Source organism: Kitasatospora sp. NPDC001225, assembly GCF_053597855.1.
This window is the reverse complement of record NZ_JBSFJC010000062.1, coordinates 21,783-38,116: the sequence shown is the minus strand read 5'-3', so window position 1 is coordinate 38,116 and position 16,334 is coordinate 21,783. Positions and strand designations below refer to the sequence as shown.

General features: G+C 75.0%; 13 protein-coding genes. 8 read left to right on the top strand and 5 right to left on the bottom strand.

Annotated elements, in window-relative coordinates; all coding sequences use genetic code 11:
• Positions 1 to 328 precede the first annotated feature (328 nt).
• The gene (locus tag ACWDCZ_RS21935; RefSeq protein ID WP_049659479.1) at positions 329 to 1,336 is read left to right on the top strand and encodes a helix-turn-helix domain-containing protein; all 1,008 of its coding nucleotides are present in this window, start codon (positions 329 to 331) and stop codon (positions 1,334 to 1,336) included.
• Positions 1,337 to 1,354: 18 nt separating this feature from the next.
• On the opposite strand, the gene ACWDCZ_RS21930 is transcribed toward ACWDCZ_RS21935, so the two are convergent.
• From ACWDCZ_RS21930 to ACWDCZ_RS21920, 3 genes are read right to left on the bottom strand one after another with little or no spacing between them, the layout of a single operon-like run.
• Complete coding sequence (locus ACWDCZ_RS21930) at positions 1,355 to 1,717, bottom strand: DUF952 domain-containing protein (protein ID WP_049659481.1); 363 nt, start codon at positions 1,715 to 1,717, stop codon at positions 1,355 to 1,357.
• A gap of 55 nt (positions 1,718 to 1,772) precedes the next feature.
• Positions 1,773 to 3,338: a mucoidy inhibitor MuiA family protein gene (locus ACWDCZ_RS21925; RefSeq protein ID WP_380779494.1), complete on the bottom strand. Its 1,566-nt coding sequence runs from the start codon at positions 3,336 to 3,338 to the stop codon at positions 1,773 to 1,775.
• A gap of 3 nt (positions 3,339 to 3,341) precedes the next feature.
• The gene (locus ACWDCZ_RS21920) at positions 3,342 to 5,603 is read right to left on the bottom strand and encodes a DUF4139 domain-containing protein (protein WP_449816728.1); all 2,262 of its coding nucleotides are present in this window, start codon (positions 5,601 to 5,603) and stop codon (positions 3,342 to 3,344) included.
• 336 nt (positions 5,604 to 5,939) lie between these two features.
• On the opposite strand from ACWDCZ_RS21920, the gene ACWDCZ_RS21915 reads away from it, so the two are divergent.
• The 3 genes from ACWDCZ_RS21915 to der all read left to right on the top strand — a co-directional run bounded on the left by ACWDCZ_RS21915 (position 5,940) and on the right by der (position 9,632).
• Positions 5,940 to 7,025: a prephenate dehydrogenase gene (locus tag ACWDCZ_RS21915; protein ID WP_049658411.1), complete on the top strand. Its 1,086-nt coding sequence runs from the start codon at positions 5,940 to 5,942 to the stop codon at positions 7,023 to 7,025.
• Positions 7,026 to 7,240: 215 nt separating this feature from the next.
• Positions 7,241 to 7,954: a (d)CMP kinase gene (cmk, locus tag ACWDCZ_RS21910; protein ID WP_049658412.1), complete on the top strand. Its 714-nt coding sequence runs from the start codon at positions 7,241 to 7,243 to the stop codon at positions 7,952 to 7,954.
• A 223-nt stretch (positions 7,955 to 8,177) separates the two neighbouring features.
• Positions 8,178 to 9,632: a ribosome biogenesis GTPase Der gene (der, locus tag ACWDCZ_RS21905; RefSeq protein WP_049658414.1), complete on the top strand. Its 1,455-nt coding sequence runs from the start codon at positions 8,178 to 8,180 to the stop codon at positions 9,630 to 9,632.
• A gap of 138 nt (positions 9,633 to 9,770) precedes the next feature.
• Here der and ACWDCZ_RS21900 read toward each other — a convergent pair whose 3' ends face one another.
• Both ACWDCZ_RS21900 and ACWDCZ_RS21895 read right to left on the bottom strand, forming a co-directional pair.
• A complete protein-coding gene (locus ACWDCZ_RS21900; RefSeq protein ID WP_449816727.1) occupies positions 9,771 to 10,589 on the bottom strand; it encodes a hypothetical protein in 819 nt (272 codons plus the stop codon).
• A gap of 281 nt (positions 10,590 to 10,870) precedes the next feature.
• Positions 10,871 to 11,725 carry a hypothetical protein gene (locus ACWDCZ_RS21895; protein WP_074004696.1) on the bottom strand — a complete coding sequence of 285 codons (855 nt, stop codon included), beginning with the start codon at positions 11,723 to 11,725 and terminating at the stop codon, positions 10,871 to 10,873.
• A 591-nt stretch (positions 11,726 to 12,316) separates the two neighbouring features.
• Between ACWDCZ_RS21895 and ACWDCZ_RS21890 the strand changes: the two genes are divergently transcribed.
• From ACWDCZ_RS21890 to ACWDCZ_RS21875, 4 genes are all read left to right on the top strand, one after another.
• Positions 12,317 to 13,138 (top strand): transglycosylase family protein, encoded by an 822-nt coding sequence (locus ACWDCZ_RS21890; RefSeq protein ID WP_449816726.1) that lies wholly within the window; start codon positions 12,317 to 12,319, stop codon positions 13,136 to 13,138.
• Between the two features lie 355 nt (positions 13,139 to 13,493).
• Positions 13,494 to 14,183, top strand: coding sequence for an alpha-ketoglutarate-dependent dioxygenase AlkB family protein (locus tag ACWDCZ_RS21885; protein WP_380716915.1), 690 nt, complete (start codon positions 13,494 to 13,496; stop codon positions 14,181 to 14,183).
• Positions 14,184 to 14,370: 187 nt separating this feature from the next.
• Positions 14,371 to 15,240, top strand: coding sequence for an acyl-CoA thioesterase (locus ACWDCZ_RS21880; protein ID WP_049658849.1), 870 nt, complete (start codon positions 14,371 to 14,373; stop codon positions 15,238 to 15,240).
• A 179-nt stretch (positions 15,241 to 15,419) separates the two neighbouring features.
• On the top strand, positions 15,420 to 16,211 hold the full coding sequence (locus ACWDCZ_RS21875) for a DUF1684 domain-containing protein (RefSeq protein WP_074004698.1): 792 nt from the start codon (positions 15,420 to 15,422) through the stop codon (positions 16,209 to 16,211).
• Positions 16,212 to 16,334 lie beyond the last annotated feature (123 nt).

Sequence of the window (16,334 nt, the reverse complement as noted above, 5' to 3'; positions counted from 1 at the left end):
CCGCTCCACCGGAGCCCCCGGTCGCACGTGCTGCGGCCGGGGGCTCCGGCGTTCCCGCGGCGGGGTCGGGTCGGCGTGCGGGCGTCCGCGCGCGGACGCCCGGTGCGGATGTGCTGTGGGGATGTCCGGGGGCGGATGTCCACGTTTCGGACGGGTCGTGTGAGCCGGGACGCAACCGCTGGTCACGGCCTTGTCAGCGCCATGATCCGTGGCCGAGGATGGCCACCGGAGCGCCGCCCCGCCCGGTGGCGGGACTGCGCCAGCACGGGGTGCGCGGGTCGGGGCGGGAGCGGCCGACGGAAACGGGCGAGCAGGGGGAGAGGGCGTCGTGTCCGATGCAGCACTGGGGCGGGCCGGCGGACAGGCCCTCGGCGCGCTGGGACTGGCGGAGCCGGACGGGCAGGTCTACGCGGCCCTGGTGGCCAGCCCGCAGTCCACGGCGGAGGAGCTGGCGGAGAGCTGCGGGCTGACGTTCCAGCAGAGCGTGCGGGCCCTGGACCGGTTGGCCCAGCAGGGCATGGCCACCCGGGCGCCGGTGGACCGGCACCGCTACCTGCCCGTCCCCCCGGACGTCGCGATCGGCACCCTGATCGGCCACCGGGAGTCGGAGCTGCGCTACGCCCGGGCCGAGATGCACCGGCTGATGGACGCCTTCCGGGAGGCCTCGCGGTACACCGACCCGGCGCACTCGGTGGAGGTGCTGACCGGCGGTGAGGCGATCGCCCAGCGGCTGGAGCACATCACCGAGACCAGCCAGTACCAGGTGCGCGGCTTCGACCGCCCGCCGTACATCCAGGACCCGGTGGCGCCGTTGACCCTGCAGCGGCGGCGGCTGCGCGAGGGCGTGAAGTTCCGGACGGTCTACGACCGGGAGGCGGTGGCCTGGCCGGGGCGGCTGGAGAAGAACATCCTGGTCGGCGTCGAGGACGGCGAGGAGGCGCGGGTCCGGCCGACACTGCCGATGAAGATGATCATCTCGGACGACCGGATGGCGATCATCCCGATCAGCGTCGGCGACAGCGTGCTGGACGCCGCGTACGTGATCCACCCCTCGGCGCTGCTCCAGGCGCTGGACACGCTGTTCGAGGCGGAGTGGGAGCGGGCCGTCCGCCTGCAGGCGGCGGTCGGCACCGAGGACGCCGGGTCGGAGCCGGAGACCGACCACCGCAAGCTGCTGGGCCTGCTGGCGGCCGGCCTCACCGACGAGTCGATCGCCCGGTCGCTCGGCTGGAGCGCCCGGACCACCCAGCGCCGCCTCCAGAGCCTGATGCGCTCGCTGGGCGCCACCACCCGCTTCCAGGCCGGGATGGCGGCCCGGGAGCGGGGGTGGCTGTAGCGGGGACGGGAGGCTCCGTCAGCTCCAGGGGCTGAGCGAGGCCCAGCGGCCGTCCGGGCCGCGCTCGACCTTCTCCAGGCCGACCACGGCGGTGCGGTTCAGCCGCCCGTAGATGTGCGGGAACAGCACGCCCGGAGTGGCCCCGGGCGGCGGGGCGCCGTGCGGGGCCTCCCACTTCACCATCGGCTCCACCAGCGACTCCTCGATCAGCAGCGCCATCAGCGGGTCGGGGGTGTCGGAGAAGAAGGCGTTGGCCACCGCGAGCGCCGTCCGCTCGTCCGCCGAGCAGTGGATGAACCCGTCGGTGAGCAGCGACGCGGTGGCGTACGGGCGGCCGGGGTCGGACAGCCAGTCGTCCAGGGGGGCGAGGTGGAGGATCATGGTTCCTTTTCTACCCGTTGTCTCCGGATTGGTCCTGGGGTGCCGCCCGCGGCGGTCAGAGCCCGGCCACCTTGGCGGAGGCGGACACCTCGTACACCAAGGTGAGGGTGCGCCGGGCGCCGGGGGCGAGCGGGACGTCCCAGCGGACGATGCCCTCGGCGTCGAAGGAGTCCGGCGCCGGGGAGCACTCCTCCTTGCGCAGCCGCACCTCGACCGCCGACACCTCGGAGACCGGCACCCGCTCGCGCACCGTGACGACCCTCTCGTCGCGCTCCTCCGGGCCGGAGAAGCGGGACAGGTGCAGCCGGACCGTCCGGGTGGTGGTCTGGCGGCCGGTGAGGCCGGCGGTGGCCTGGCGCTCCTCGCTCTCCCGGACCACCCGGTAGCCGTCCGAACTGCCGAAGGACAGCTCGGCCTCGGCACCGGCGGCGGTGAAGCGCAGCTCGCCGCGGCCGGTGAAGCCGCTGCCGCGGACCAGCTCGACCGGGCCGGACAGCAGCGGGTGCCCGGCCGCGTTGCGGAACCGGACCACCTGGGTGACCAGCGGGGACAGCTCCGGGGCGCAGGCGTACTCGCTGCCCGCCGGGCCGGTGAAGGCGCCCAGCGGCACCCGGTGCGCGCGGCCGTCGGAGGGCACGGTCGCGGGGGCGGGGGCGGGCAGCACCCGGACCTCGCCGCCGTCGTCCACGCCCGGCACCCGGGAGGCCGGGCCCAGGACGGCGACCGCCTCCTCGCGCAGCTCGACCTCGACCGTGCGGCGCTCCTCGTCGGTGCGCTCGCGCAGCACCAGGACGTCCTCGGCCACCGCGGGCGGGGCGGTGGCGAGGGCGGAGCGGGCGGTGGAGAAGGTGAGCCGGGCGTTCGTCCAGTCCTCGCCGGTGCGCTGCCAGACCACCGCCTCCGATTCCAGGCGCAGCTCGCCGCCGTCCAGGGTCGCCCGGTAGGAGGGCCGCCACAGCGCGCAGGGCACCAGGTGGGAGACGGTCAGCTCGGCGGGGCCGGGCCGGGCTGCCTCGACGGTGAGCTCCAGGTGGGCGGTCAGCTCGGCCGGGTCCTCCTCGGCCTCGTCCAGGGCGGTCAGGGCCTGCGAGCGCTCCTCCTCCAGGCGGCGCAGCCGGGAGTGGGTGGCGCGCAGCTCCTCGCCGTAGCGCTCGCGCTCGGCGTCCACCCGGTCGAGCTCCCGGGCCCAGCGGTTGGGTTCGAGCTCGCCGAGGCCGGCCGCCTCGCCGATCTCGCGCAGCAGGTCCGCGGAGAGCTGGGCGAGCAGGGCCAGCCGGGCCTCCAGCCGGGCCCGGGCCTGGTCGGCCAGCCGGCTCTCGGCGTCCAGCCGGTGCAGCCGGTGGCGCAGGTCGGAGTCCTCCGGGCCGGGCGGCAGCGGGGCGCGCGGGGCCCAGCCGCGCACCAGCCGGGACTCCAGCACCCGGACGCCATCGGTGCCGGACTCGACGCGCAGGGTGCGGTCGACGGCGAGGGCGGTGAGCGGGCCGAGGCGCAGCCGCTGCACGCCCGCGGCGAGCGCGACCGTCGTGCCGCGCTCGACCTGGCCGCGGTCCTCCAGGCAGGTCACGGCGGTGACGGGGAGGGGAAGGGTGACGGGGAGGGGACGGGTCTCGACGGTCATCGCTCAGTTCCTCCGGTTTCCGCCGACGATGGCCTTTCCGGCCGGGATCTTGATCAGGTAGCCGCCGTCCAGCTCGGTGCGTCCGCCCGGCGGCAGGTCGACCCGCCAGAGCCGGGTGCTGGGCGGGCAGTCCGGCGTGGAGACGGTCGGGGCGTGCCAGTCGGCCCGCTCCTCGATCCGGATCTCGGCGTCGGAGCCGACCGGCACCCGCTCGCGGACCTCCACCGTGACGGCGCGTCCGAGCCGGTTGGCCAGCTGGACGTGCACCCGGTGGTCGAGGACGGTGCTGTTGCCCTTCAGCATGCCGGTGGTGGACTCGTGCAGCTCGGTGCGGCGCGCCACCTCGATGCTCTCGGCGACACCGATGCCCAGCCGACGGGTGCCGCCGGGGGCCAGCGTGGGCAGGGCGGCGGTGAGCAGGAACTCGTCGTCCACGGTGACCTCGGCCGGGCCGGCCAGGACGGCCTGGTCGGTGCGGTTGGCGAGCACCAGGGTCGCGTACACCTTCTCCTCGACGGCGGGGACGGTGACGTACTCGGGGCGGACGGCGAGCGGGATCTCACCGACGGTGACGGTGTGCCAGGTGCCGTCGGACGGGATGTCGGCGGGGGCGGCGGCGTCGAAGCGGTGGTCGAAGGAGCCGGCCGACTCGCGGGGCGGGACGGCGTGCCGGGGGAGGGCGAGGGTGCGGAGCTGTGTGGTGCCGCTGCCGCCGGGTGCTGTCCAGGCGGGCTCCTCGTACTCGAATCGCTCGAACTGTGCGGGCCGTGTGATGTGGCCGGTCCGTTCGGGGCGGGGGTGCAGGGTGCCGCGCCGGGCGGCGGGCTCCTCGGGGCCGGCCAGGACGAGGTCGGGGTAGTCGAGCAGGGTGGCGTCCGGGGCGAGGCCGGGTGGCGGCGGGGGCGGGGCGGCGTGGCCGACGCGGCGGCGGGCCTCCCCGGGCGGGAAGCCGCCCGGGCCCTGCGGCGGCGGCGCGGCGGCAGCGACCGGGTAAGGGGTGGGCGGCGGGGCGCCGTAGCCGGCGAAGCCGCCGGGGGCGATCGGGGCGCCCGGCTCGATCGGGGCGCCCGGTGGCGCGGGCATCGGCTGGTCGGCGTTCAGCAGGCCGCCTCCGCCGTACGGGACGGTGGGGGCGAACTGCTCCTCGGCCGCGAAGGCCTCGGCCCGGGAGCCGCCCGGACGGACGCCGCCGAGGCGGGCGGAGCGGGGCGCCACGGCGGCCGACACCGCGATCGGGGTCTCGCGTCGCGGGGCGGGGCGGTCGGCGCCGGCCGCGTCGTAGCCGGTGAAGAGGTCGGCCAGGCCGGCCGGGGGCTCGCGCCAGCCGGAGGGCGGCGGGGCGGGCTGGCTGCGGCCGATCCGCAGCGAGGCGAGCCGGGGCAGGTCGGTGCGGCGGTCGAGGTCGGCGGTGGACAGGGCGAGGCGCACGCCCGTCCAGTCCTCGCCGGTGCGCTGGGCGACGGCGGCGCGCAGGACCAGGTGGGCCGTGTCGGCGCCGGTCCGGTAGGACAGCCGGTAGGCCGGGACCCAGCGGGCGGCGGGGACGCCGTACTCCAGTTCCAGCTCCATGGCCTGGTCCTGGTCCTGGTCCTGGTCGTGGCCCTGGTCCTGGTCGGGGTGGGTGCTCGCGGTGGTGAGGGTGAGCAGGACGGTGGTGCTGGTGCCGACCGGTTCGGTCCGGTCGGCGGTGGACGCCCGCTCCAGCCGGTCGGCGGCCAGGTCGCGCTCGTGGTCGGCGAGTTCCAGCTGCCGGGTGAGCTCCTCGGCGCGCTCCTGGAGCCGGGCCAGCCGCTCCTCGACGAAGTCGGCGAGCTCCAGCCAGGCGTCGGCGGGCGTGCGGCGCAGCGGTTCGTCGCGCCGGCGCTGCGGGGGGACGGCGCGCAGCGCGGCGGTCTCCGCGACCGAGGCCTGGACCAGCCGCAGGCGCTCGCCGAGCGCGCTGCGGCGCTCGTTGGCCTCGTCCAAGTCCCGCTTGAGATCCGGGAGTTCATCCGGTTCACGGAGTTCGGCGAGCAGCTCCAGCCGGGCCTCGGTGACGGCGGCGCCGGCCGGTCCGGCGAGCACCCGGGCGCGTAGCGAGCGGCCGTCCAGGGCGGCGGGCAGGCCGGTCAGCCGCAGCCGTCCGCCGGGCGGGACCGGGACGGTCGCCCGCCGGCGGCACACCGCGCCCTCGGCGTACACGACGACGGAGTCCAGGACCGACGGGTGGGCCGGTACGGCCGGCGGTTTCGACTGCCCGCTCCGGCCGCTGTGCTGATCGTCCATGCGCAACCCCTTCGTTCGCGTGTCGCCCGCCGCGTGGCGCTCGTCGTGCTGTCCTGCTGTTCCCGCGGTGCTCGCCCGTGCCTTCCCTTTTCCCGGGCGGCCAGTCTGCCCGGCTTCGGGGCGGACGTCGCAGGATTTCCGGGTGCGGCGCGTGCACTGTGTGGGACGGGGGCGGGCGCGTGGCGGTTGCCGGTGCCGGAAGCTGCCGGGGCCGCCCCCTCGGTTGCCGGGTGGCGGGTGGGGACTTGGGCCGGGCGGATGAGGGAGGATGGGGCGCGGGTGCTCCCGGACGGTTCCGGCACCTGTCGAGAATCGTGATGAGGAGAGCGACCCGCCATGCGCACTGCCGTCGTCGTCGGCACCGGACTGATCGGCACCTCCGCCGCGCTCGCCCTGACCGCTCGCGGGCTGACCGTCCACCTGGAGGACGCCGACCCGGACGCGGCCCGCACCGCCGAGTCGCTCGGCGCGGGCATCACCGACCCGGTGGACGGCCCGGTGGACCTGGCGATCATCGCCGTGCCGCCCGCGCTGGTCGGCAAGGTGCTCGCCGACTGCCAGCGCCGCAACCTGGCCCACTGGTACACCGACGTCGCCAGCGTGAAGGCCGGCCCGGGCAGCGAGGTCGCCGAGCTCGGCTGCGACACCGTCCACTACATCGGTAGTCACCCGATGGCCGGCCGCGAGCGCTCCGGCCCGCTGGCCGCCCGCGCCGACATCTTCGAGGGCCGCCCCTGGGTGCTCACCCCGACCGCGGACACCGACACCGAGACGCTCAACGCCGCGCTGGAGCTGGTCGCGCTCTGCGGCGCGGTGCCGATCGTGATGGACGCCGCCGAGCACGACCGGGCGGTCGCCCTGGTCTCGCACGCCCCGCAGCTGGTCTCCTCGCTGGTCGCGGCCCGCCTGGAGAACGCCGACGAGACCGCCATAAGGCTCTCCGGCCAGGGCGTGCGCGACGTCACCAGGATCGCCGCCTCCAACCCCGGCATGTGGGTCGACATCCTCTCCGCCAACGCCGGCGCGGTCGCCGACGTGCTGGAGGGGGTCGCCCGCGACCTCGGTGAGACCGTCACCGCGCTGCGCGCCATGCAGGCCGACGAGGAGGGCGAGCGGCGGGTGGGCGCGGCCGGGATCGAGGCGGTCATGCGGCGCGGCAACACCGGCCAGGCCCGCATCCCCGGCAAGCACGGCGCGCCGCCCACCCGCTACGAGACCCTGGCGGTCGTGCTGGGCGACCAGCCGGGCGAGCTGGGCCGGCTGTTCGGGGAGGTCGGCGAGGCCGGGGTCAACATCGAGGACGTCGTCATCGAGCACTCGACCGGGCAGCAGGTCGGCTTCGTCCAGCTGTCGGTGGCGCCGACGGCGGTGAAGCGGCTGACCAAGGCGCTGCGGGCGAGCGGCTGGAGCGTACGGGACTGAGGTGCGGGGCGTGCGGGACTGAAGGTGCGGGGCCGGTCCGGGCGGGTCGGAGGGGCCTGGCGGTCGGGCCTGGTTTCGGGCTTGGTCTCGGGCCCGGAGGTGGGCCGACCGGCGGCGGAGCGGGTCACGGCGGCGGTCCATTAACCTTGAGGGAGACATCCCCGGCCGTCCGCCTGCCCAGGCTCCGGCTCCCATGCTCAGAGAGAGGTTCGCCCGTGGACACTGCCGACCGAGCGCACGCCCCGGTCGTCGTCGCCATCGACGGACCTTCCGGCTCCGGCAAGTCGACCGTCTCGCGGGCGGTCGCCGCCCGGCTGGGCCTGAGTTTCCTGGACACCGGCGCCATGTACCGGGCGATGACCTGGTGGATGCTGGTCAATGAGGTCGACGTCGAGGACCCGGAGGCGGTGGCCGTCGCGTGCGGCAAGCCCGTCATCGTGTCGGGGACGGACGCCGACGGCCCCACCATCACGGTGGACGGCCAGGACGTGTCCGGCCCGATCCGCGGCCCCGAGGTGACCGCCAAGGTCAGCGCCGTGTCCGCGGTGCCGGCCGTACGGTCCCGGCTGGTGGACTTGCAGCGCGGCTGCGCCGAGGTCGCCGAGCGCGGCATCGTCGCCGAGGGCCGGGACATGGGGACCGTGGTGTTCCCGCAGGCCACCGTCAAGGTCTTCCTGACCGCCTCCGTGGAGGCCCGGGCCGCGCGCCGGGCGGCCGAGCTGCGCGCCAAGGGCGTGGACGAGGCGACCATCACCGCGATGGCCGCCGACCTCGCGCGCCGCGACGCCGCCGATTCCTCGCGGGAGACGGCCCCGCTGGCCCAGGCCGCGGACGCGGTGCTGGTGGACACCAGCGAGCTCACCCTGGAGCAGGTGATCGACCGGATCGCCGGGCTGGTGGAGGAGCGGGCCGGGCTGTCGTCGGTCTGACCGACCGATCGGCCGATGGTCCGACCGACTGATCGGCCGACCGGACATCGGACCGGCGCTGATCGACCGGGTACCGGAGCGGCCGTGGAGGCCGGTCCGACCCACTGAACGAACCGCGGGCCGTCGAGGCGCCGCGGCGGAAACCATCGCGCTGCCCCGAGCGGGGCAGGTACGCACGGCACGCCCCTGGGAAGGGCCGGGCCGGGAAACGGAACAGACGAACATGACCGCAGAGCACGACACCGCCGATCACGGCGGGCTGGACGCCGCCGACTACGCCGAGTTCATGGCCCTCGCGGCCGAGGAGGGCATCGACCTCGACGGCTTCGACGCCGAGGACGGCGGCGCGCACGTCCGGCTGCCGGTGCTGGCCGTGGTCGGCCGCCCGAACGTCGGCAAGTCGACCCTGGTGAACCGCATCATCGGCCGCCGCGAGGCCGTCGTCGAGGACAAGCCGGGCGTCACCCGCGACCGGGTCACGTACGAGGCCAGCTGGAACGGCCGCCGCTTCAAGGTGGTCGACACCGGCGGCTGGGAGATCGACGTCCTCGGCATCGACGCCATGGTGGCCGCCCAGGCCGAGCTCGGCATCGAGCAGGCCGACGCGGTGCTGTTCGTGGTGGACGCCAAGGTCGGCGCCACCGACACCGACGAGGCCCTGATCAAGATCATCCGCCGGGCCGGCAAGCCGACCGTCCTGTGCGCCAACAAGGTCGACGGCCCCTCCACCGAGGCCGAGGCCGCCTACCTGTGGTCGCTGGGCCTGGGCGAGCCGTACCCGGTCTCCGCCCTGCACGGCCGCGGCTCCGGCGACCTGCTGGACGCCGTCATGGACGCGCTGCCCGAGGCCCCGCCGCAGACCTTCGGCGACGCCGCCCCCGGCGGCCCGCGCCGCATCGCGCTGATCGGCCGACCCAACGTCGGCAAGTCCAGCCTGCTGAACAAGGTCGCCGGCGAGGAGCGGGTCGTCGTCAACGAGCTGGCCGGCACCACCCGCGACCCGGTCGACGAGATGATCGACCTCGGCGGCAAGACCTGGAAGTTCGTGGACACCGCCGGTATCCGCCGCCGGGTCCACCTGACCGCCGGCGCCGACTTCTACGCCTCGCTGCGCACCTCCTCCGCGCTGGAGAAGGCCGAGGTCGCGGTCGTCCTGATCGACGCCAGCGAGACCCTCGCCGAGCAGGACACCCGGATCATCTCGATGGCCGTCGAGGCCGGGCGCGCCGTCGTCGTCGCCTACAACAAGTGGGACCAGCTCGACGAGGAGCGCCGCTACTACCTGGAGCGCGAGATCGAGCGCGACCTCGTCCAGGTGCAGTGGGCCCCGCGGGTCAACGTCTCGGCCAAGACCGGCCGGCACATGGAGAAGCTCGTCCCGGCGATCGAGACCGCGCTGGAGGGCTGGGAGACCCGTATCCCGACCGCGCGCCTGAACGCCTTCCTCGGCGAGCTGGTCGCCGCCCACCCGCACCCGATCCGCGGCGGCAAGCAGCCGCGTGTCCTGTTCGGCACCCAGGCGGGCACCCGTCCGCCGCGCTTCGTGCTGTTCGCCTCGGGCTTCCTGGAGGCCGGCTACCGGCGCTTCATCGAGCGCCGGCTGCGCGAGGAGTTCGGGTTCGTCGGGACGCCGATCTCGATCTCGGTGCGGGTCCGGGAGAAGCGCAAGAAGAAGTAGTAGGAGCAGCAGCAGTCGGTAGGACCGGTCGGTCCGCCGACCGACGGCCGGAGGGCCTCGCCACGGTGGTGGCGGGGCCCTCCGGCGTGTCCGGGGTGGGTTTCCCGGTCGGGGCCGGTCCGGGGTGCGGGCCGGGTGTCAGCGGTGGTCGACGGTGGGGCCCGGGGGGAGGGAGAGCATCTGGCGGTGGCGGCCGCCGCTGGACGGCGCGGGGGCGAGACCGGTGGCCGTACCCATCACCGGGGCGGGCGCGGGCGGCGCCGGCGGTGCGGGCGCGGGCACCGGCATCGGGTGCGGAGCCGCGCCCAGGTAGCCGGCCGCGACCCAGCCCTGACCGTCGGTGAACTGGGCGGTGGGGACGGCGGGTTGGTCCTGGACGGGGGCCGGGGTGGCGGGGCCGAGGTTGTCGCCGGTGGGGGACTCGGGGTGGTGGCCGTGGTGGTGGCCAGTGCTGTGGGTGCCGGGGTGGGCGCTGCTGGTGTGACGGCCGGTGTGGCTTCCGGCGTGCGTGCCGGGGTGGCCTCCGCCGGTGTGGTTGCCGGTGTGGGAGTTGCTGTGGGGGGTGGCGTGGGCGCCGGTGTGGCCCCCGCTGTGGCTGTGCTGCTGGCCGCCGGTGGGGCCGGAGCCGTGGTGCTGGGAGCCCGGCATGAACTGGGGGAGGCCCGGCGTCTGGCCCGGGAGGGTGTGGAAGGTCTGCTGCTGAGGCGGGTACGGGCGCTGCTCGCCGTGCAGCGGGTAGCTGTCGCGGACCGCGAAGCCGGTGAACTTCAGGTCCTCCTCGTTCGAGCGGTCACCGGGCAGGGCGCGGAAGAGGCGCCGGTACTCGGAGTACAGCTCGTCGTAGATCGGCGTCGCGGAGTGCGGGTGCTCGGCGTCGTACGAGGGGCGCATGCCCGGGATCGAGCGCGAGGCGCTGGCGGACCGGCCGGGGGACGCGGAGACGTCGTAGCTGTACACGTAGGGGCCAACGAGCGAGAGGGGCGGGGGATGCGGGCCCTGGGGGCGGGGGTGCGCCTACACGCCGGAGTGCGCAACGGGTGCGCGCGCCGGGCGGGGTGTGGGCACGCCGGGGCGGACGCGGGCACGGCGGAGTGGAGCGGGGAGCGCAGGGCGCGGGCGGGGTGCGGCGGGGTGTTCCCGGGCATGGCGCGCGGCTGGGTGTCGCGGGTGTGCGCCCGCCGGACGGCTGCCGTGGGGGTGGGAGGCGGCCGTCCGGCGGGTCGGGGCGCGGAGCCGGATCAGGTGCCGGCGAGCGGGAGGGAGGCGGCGACCACCTGGCCCAGCGCCACCGCCCGTTCCAGCGCCTGGCGCAGCAGGTCCTCGCGGGGCTGCCGGCCGACCATGCCGGCCGGCACGGCGTACATCGTCACCTCGGAGAGCTGGCTCGCGGCCATCCGCCAGGCGTCGGTGACCTGGAGCGGCTGGTGCGCCTGCCACCAGCCGGTGCTGCCGCCGGCCGCGGCGGGCTGGAGGATCGCGTGCAGCTTGCCCATCGCGACCAGGACGGACCAGCCGGGCAGCTGGTCCGGGGTCTCGTCCAGGTCGGTGACGGGCTGGAAGCCGGCGTCCTGGAGCAGGTCGAGGAACTCGTCCTCGCCCGAGGTGCTGCCGGGGCGGCCGACCGGCCCGGTCGGCTCGACCACCAGCGAGGCGTGCCCGACCTTGCCGTGCAGGACCAGCCCGCAGGTGATGCCGAGGATGGCGGCCTGGCCGGGGGCGGCCGGCTGGGTCGGGGCCGGGCCGACGGGCGCGGCCGGGGCCGGCGCGGGGGCGCTCGGCACGGCGGCGGGGACGGCGAGGTCCGGGCCGCCGGGCTGGGTCTGGCTGATGCTGCGGACGGCGCCCGCCAGCTGCTCCTCGGAGACCGGGACGACCTGGGAGGGGATGCAGCGGGCGTGCGCGAAGGCGAGGACGGCGGTCTCGTCGCCGACGAACAGCACGGTGCTGGTGGGCTCCACGTGCGTGTCGCCGGGAGTCCGGCAGGAGGTGCACTCGTAGCCGTCGGGGGCGCGGTCGCCACCTAGCAGGCGGTCGGCTTCGTCGTCGCCGATCTCGGACCGGACCTCGTCGCTGACGTCGAGCATGCGCGGCACAGGGTCTCCTCGGATGGGTGTGGATGGGGTGCTGGGGCGGACACGGAGAGGTCGCCATGCCCAACGGGCCCTTGTGTCAGGCGTCACGGGTGCCCCTGGAGGCTGACGTGAATTGCCTCGGATTCGACCGCACCACGTGTTCTCGTGGTCGCAATCTGTCGATGTCGGTGCCGGGACTGCCGGAATCAAACAGTGAGGTGAGTCACGGAGTCCGGATGTTTGATCTAGGAATCGACGGTTAAAGCGGACAATTCGGGCATGATTGCATGGTCGTTACCGCCGGTAACCCTTGGCTGAGCTGGGCAGACCGTCGAAGTTTTGGATTCCCCGTCGACCGGCTCGTAGCTTCTTGGACGGCGCAACGAGCGCCACCCGGGTTCACCCCCGACGCACAGCCCCCCGGTCCGCCGGGCGTGGCAGGTGCCCGCCGACGCGATCGCTCGAACACGTCGTCGGCGAGCGGCTGGGTGGCCGGGGCGGCAAGCGGCACGTCCGACACGTGCCCGGCCGCCCGACGGACGCAGCGAGTGATCACGGCCCTTCCCGGGGTCTGGTTCCGCATGCCCGCCCGGGGCTGTCGAGAGGAACCTCATGACCTTCCGTAACGAGACCGCCGCTGCCACCACCTCCACCGCCACCAAGCGCAACCGCGTTCGGATGGCTGTCGTGGCGGGCGCCGCTGTCGCGGCCCTGCCGGTGGCCGGCCTCGTCACGGCCACCTCGGCCTCCGCCGCCTCCGTCTCCACCTGGGACGCCGTCGCCCAGTGCGAGAGCGGCGGCAACTGGGCCATCAACACCGGCAACGGTTTCTACGGCGGTCTGCAGTTCACCTCCAGCACCTGGGCCGCGTTCGGTGGCACCGCCTACGCGTCGCAGGCCAACCAGGCCACCAAGGCGCAGCAGATCGCCGTCGCGGAGAAGGTCCTCGCCTCGCAGGGCCCGGGCGCCTGGCCCGTCTGCTCCGTCAAGGCCGGCCTGACCAAGGGCGGCGCCCCGGCCGCCGTCGACACCTCGGCGGTCTCGACCGCCGCCGGCTCGACCGCCGCCAAGCCGGCGCAGACCCCGAAGCCCGCCGCCAAGCCGGCCGAGGCCCCGAAGGCCGCGCCCAAGGCCCAGGCCGCGCCGAAGGCTCAGGCCGCGCCGAAGAACGACGCCGCCGCGCCGAAGGCTGCCGCCCCGAAGGCCGACGCCCAGAAGTCCGCGCCGAAGGCCGACCAGGGCGCCAAGTCCTGGAACCGCTCGAACGACGCCAAGCCGGCCGCCAAGGGCGACTACACCGTCAAGGCCGGTGACACCCTGAGCTCCATCGCCGCCGCGCAGGGCCTGGACTGGCACGACCTGTACCAGAACAACACCAAGGTCATCGGTGGCAACCCGGACCTGATCTTCCCGGGCCAGACCCTCAGCATCTGAGGTCTCCCCAGCTGAGGCCTCCTCGAGCACGTGAGGCCCCGTGCGCGGTCGGTGTCGGCTGCCCGGGGCTCACCGTGCCGGTGCCCGACCGGGTGCCGATGTGCCGATCTGTTCATGCGCCGATCTGTCGGTGCGTCGGCTGTCGGTGCGTCGACGTACGGATGTGCGTACCGATGTGCACGGCTTTCACGGCCGCTTCTCCGCCGCGCGGGTTCCTCCGCCGGTCGGGGGAGCGGCCGTCGGCGTTCCCGCGGGCGGGAGTCGGGGTGCGCGGGGGTGTGCCCGCCGTCGGCGGCGGCCGGGCTGGGCGCGGGGCTGGGCCCGGGTGGGCGCGGTGCGGGAGGATGGTGGGGTGATCCAGGGCGAGCTGTTCGGTGATCCGGGCGGGTCCCCGGGCGCGCGCGAGCGCTCCGAGCCGGCCCCCGGCGCCGTCCTGCTGCCCGGCTGGCTGGACCTCGACGCGCAGCGGCGCCTGGTCACCGCCTGTCGGGAGTGGGCCCGCCCGCCGGCCGGTCTGCACGCCGTGCGGATGCCCACCGGCGGGATGATGTCCGTCCGGATGGTGAGCCTCGGCCTGCACTGGTACCCGTACGGCTACCGGGAGGTCGCCGAGGACGGCGCGCCCGTCAAGCCGTTCCCGCGGCTGCTCGGGGACCTGGCGCGCAGGGCCGTCGCCGAGGCGTACGGGGCCGCGCTGGGGGAGGTCGCGGGGGCGGCGTCGTACGCGCCGGACATCGCGATCGTCAACCACTACGCGCACGGCGCGAAGATGGGCCTCCACCAGGACCGCGACGAGCGGGCGGACGCGCCGGTGGTCTCGCTCTCGCTGGGCGACGGCTGCGTCTTCCGGCTGGGGAACACCGAGACCAGGACCCGGCCGTGGACGGACCTGGAGCTGCGCAGCGGCGACCTGCTGGTGTTCGGCGGCCCGGCCCGGTTCGCGTACCACGGGGTGGTGCGGACGCTGCCGGGGACGGCCGATCCGGCGCTGGGGCTGCTCGGGCGGCTCAACATCACGGTGCGGGAGTCGGGGCTGGGGGCGTAGCCGGAGGTCGTGCGGCCGGTGGGGGCCTCCTGGCCGACCGGGCCGTCCCGTCCGTCACCTGCTCGTCGGCTCGCCTACTCGTTCGAGTGAACTGGGCGTTCCGGACCGCTGCGCGGGAATGACCCGGGTCGCCAAAGGATTCGATTGAGCTGGAGAATTGTTCGGAGTCCGGAGAGGAAACGTGCCCATGGGTACCCCCGTCGACGACCTTGTCGATCTGCTCGACCTTGAGCAGATCGAACTCAACATCTTCCGTGGGCGCAGCCCCGAGGAGGCGCTGCAACGGACGTTCGGCGGCCAGGTCGCCGGGCAGGCGCTGGTCGCGGCGGGGCGCACGGTGGACGACGAGCGCCCAGTCCACTCGCTGCACGCCTACTTCCTGCGCCCCGGGGTCCCCGGCGTGCCGATCGTCTACCAGGTCGACCGGATCCGTGACGGCCGGTCCTTCACCACCCGCCGGGTGCTCGGCATCCAGGGCGGCCGGTCGATCTTCGCCCTCACCGCCGACTTCCACAGACCCGAGGAGGCCGGCATCGAGCACCAGTACCCGATGCCGCCCGTCGCCGCCCCCGAGGAGCTGCCCAGCGCCCTGGACGAGGTCGGCTCCCGGCTCGGCGAGCTGCCCCCGTTCATCAGCCGCCGCCAGCCCTTCGACATCCGCTACGTCGACCGGCTGCGCTGGACGAAGGAGGAGCTGGAGGGCGTCGAGGCGCGCAGCGGCGTCTGGCTGCGCACCAACGGCCCGCTGCCGGACGACCCGCTGATCCACGTCTGCGCCCTCACCTACGCCAGCGACATGACGCTGCTGGACGCCGTCCGCGCCCCGGTCGAGCCGCTGTGGGGCGAGCGGAGCTTCGACATGGCCTCGCTCGACCACGCGATGTGGTTCCACCAGCCGTTCCGGGCGGACGACTGGCTGCTGTACCAGCAGGAGTCCCCGATCGCGCACGGCGCGCGCGGCCTGGCCCGCGGGCAGATCTTCGACCGGCACGGCCGGCTGGTGGTGTCCGTGGTGCAGGAGGGGCTGTTCCGTCCGCTGAAGCGCCGCGAGGGGTAGGTGTGTGGCCGGAGTGGTGCCCCGTGTTGTGCCCGGTGTCGGCGCGTTGCCGCCGTGTTGCGGTTTCGGCGACATCGGGCCGACGGGAATGATCCGTCCGCGCGGACGGTGTTGTGGATGACGGAGGACGGGCGGCCCGAACAGCGGGCCGTCCACGGACCGACCGGGAGGGTGGACCGATGACGGAGACGGCCGCGGAGGACTGGAAGCACTGGAGTGACGGCCGGGCGGCGTCGGTGAGCGCGCAGCACGGCCAGCTCGCACTCACCGGAACGCACTGGCTGGAGCCCGAGCCCGCCGAGATCCCCGGCCTGCCCGGGCGCTGGTGGGCCGACGCCGAGGGCGTCCGGGTCCGGGCGGCGGCATCCGACGGCATCACGGTCGACGGCGCCGACGCACCGGTGGACGGCGAGGCGCTGCTGCGCCCGGACAGCGACCCGGCCGCCGACACCGCCGTCCTGGGAGGCCTGCTGCTCGTCCCGATCGAGCGCGAGGGCGAGCTGGCCCTGCGGGTCTTCGACCCGGCCGCACCCCGCCGGACGGCGTTCGCGGGCATCTCCGCCTTCCCGTACGCGCCCGAGTGGGCCGTGCCCGCCGTCTTCACCCCGTTCGAGGACGACGACGCCCGGTCGGTCGTCGTCCCGAACGCCGACGGCCGGGAGCGCCCGCTGGCCGTCTCCGGGCAGATCGCCTTCACGGTGGCGGGCGAGCACCGCACCCTGACCGTCAGCCGGTCGGGCGATCGGCTCAGCGGCGTGATCGCGGACACGACCAGCGGCATCGACACCTACCGCTTCCGCTTCATCACCCTGCCCGCACCCGACGCCGAGGGCCGCACCGTCCTCGACCTCAACCGGGCCTACCTGCCGCCGTGCGCCTTCTCGGACCACTTCATCTGCCCGTTCCCGCCGCCGGGCAACCGGCTGGACTTCGCGGTGGAGGCGGGGGAGAGGCAGGTGCTGAGCCGGTAGCGGGGGCCTCGCGGGTGGGGCCGGGGCGTCGCGGGCGGGGGCGGGCTTTCGCTGGGGCGGCCCCGGTGCGGGGCCGTCCGGGGGCGGAGCGGAGCATGAGGGACTATGTCGAACAATCAACAT